The following is a 998-nucleotide window of genomic DNA, read 5'->3' on the forward strand; positions in this document are numbered from 1 at the left end:
GTGTTGTTTGTGTCTTTTCTCTTTTTGGCCGGCCTTCTTTTTGTTTTTTCTCGCTCCCCATCTAACAGGCCCCCCCCCGGGCCCGCGCCCCCCCACTTCTCAGTCTTAGCCCTGTGTTGAACCGGGCGCGCAATGACGAGAAGCCAGAGGGCTTGGGCACGACGACATCCGTCTAAGCGAGGCCGAAACCTCGCGCATCAGGTGTCAACCGAACCCTGGGCAGACCTGGCAACTGATCTCGCGGACTTGGTGCGTCGTTTACGTGTCCTCAGTGGTCTGTGGAACGTTCCGACCAATTGTGTTTACTTGACTGATTCAAGAAAACTTGATCGGTATGGACTTATGTCGTTCATCGATGCCACCGCCTTGCTGAAGGGGGCGTCGTTGCGGGTGACCCGTCCTCGGGTCGCCGTGCTCGCGATGGTCTCGGAGAATCCGCACTCGGACGTCGACACCATCGCGACCGCGGTTGCGCCGTGACCTCGGGTCGGTGTCGTTGCAGGCGGTCTACGACGTCCTGCGTGCGCTCACCGAGGTGGGCTTGGTCCGTCGCATCGAGCCGGCCGGTTCGCCCGCCCGGTTCGAAACCCGCGTTGGCGACAACCATCACCACTTGGTGTGCCGCAACTGCGGTGCCATCGCTGACGTCAGTTGCGCGGTGGGGAAGGCCCCGTGCCTCCACGCCGAGGACCCGCACGGATACGTGCTCGACGAGGCCGAGGTGATCTTCTGGGGCGTCTGCCCGGAGTGCCACCGCGGTCTCGACCGAGAACATGACTGCTGATTCCACCGAGGAGCGAGTTTTGCCCGAGAACAACCAGAAACCGTTGACCACGGTGGCCGGTGCACCGGTCCCTGACAACCAGAACTCCCTGACCGCCGGTCCGCGCGGGCCGATGCTGTTGCAGGACGTCTGGTTCCTGGAGAAGCTCGCGCACTTCGACCGCGAGGTCATCCCGGAGCGCCGGATGCACGCCAAGGGCTCGGGCGCTTTCGGC

Annotated in this window: 1 protein-coding gene and 1 pseudogene; both read left to right on the forward strand. The window is 63.2% G+C overall.

Going from position 1 to position 998, the window contains the following annotated elements:
* Nucleotides 1-342: 342 nt before the first annotated feature.
* Nucleotides 343-784: pseudogene (locus tag AB0I53_RS48080) on the forward strand (Fur family transcriptional regulator).
* A gap of 19 nt (nt 785-803) precedes the next feature.
* The coding region (locus AB0I53_RS48085; protein ID WP_358617515.1) for a catalase at nt 804-998 on the forward strand (195 nt) is incomplete at its 3' end.

It is taken from the genome of Saccharopolyspora sp. NPDC050389 (assembly GCF_040655595.1).
Classification (GTDB): Bacteria; Actinomycetota; Actinomycetes; order Mycobacteriales; family Pseudonocardiaceae; genus Saccharopolyspora.